The 555-nt window shown below is 32.4% G+C and carries 2 protein-coding genes; both read left to right on the top strand.

Annotated features, from left to right (window positions below; all coding sequences use genetic code 11):
- Positions 1–380: Eco57I restriction-modification methylase domain-containing protein (locus tag ACYVRH_RS14270; protein WP_461257537.1), on the top strand; the 380-nt coding region annotated here is incomplete at its 5' end.
- Between the two features lie 15 nt (positions 381–395).
- Positions 396–555 (top strand): polysaccharide deacetylase family protein (locus ACYVRH_RS14265; RefSeq protein WP_461257538.1); only part of this gene is annotated, 160 nt, incomplete at its 3' end.

Below are 555 nucleotides of genomic sequence, written 5' to 3'. Positions count from 1 at the left end.
ATATTTCTATTGATACTGTTAATACGTATAGCGCGTTTATAGCTATCGGAATAAAAATGTTGGCGGATAACGGCATATTAACAGCTATTGTTCCCCGCAGTTTTTGTAATGGACTTTATTTTCTTCCATTCCGGCGGTTGTTGTATAATACTACAACCATAAAACACCTCCATATTTTTGAGTCACGTAAAGATAACTTCAAAGATGAAAATGTACTGCAAGAAAATATTATTATTGTTCTTAAAAAAACTGCTGACAAAAGTGGAAATGTAACGATTTCCTATTCAAAAGAAAAACAGTTCTCCGAGTTTCTTGAGAAAGATGTAACAATGGATGATGTTATAGATACCAATGATGATCATTATTATATATCATGGTAATATTATGTTGGATTATTGGACCGTTATAACGCTAAGGTTACTTTTTTTGTAACGGGGACATATAAAACAAACTCGTATTTTTCAAGAGCGGCGTTGAAACGCGGAAATGACATAGGGTATCATACATTAACTCAAATGCGATTACCGAATATTACCATGCAAGATTTTTATATAC

It is taken from the genome of Treponema sp. R80B11-R83G3 (assembly GCF_054786115.1).
The sequence above is the reverse complement of the archived record's forward strand: the minus strand, read 5'-3'. Positions and strand labels throughout refer to the sequence as shown.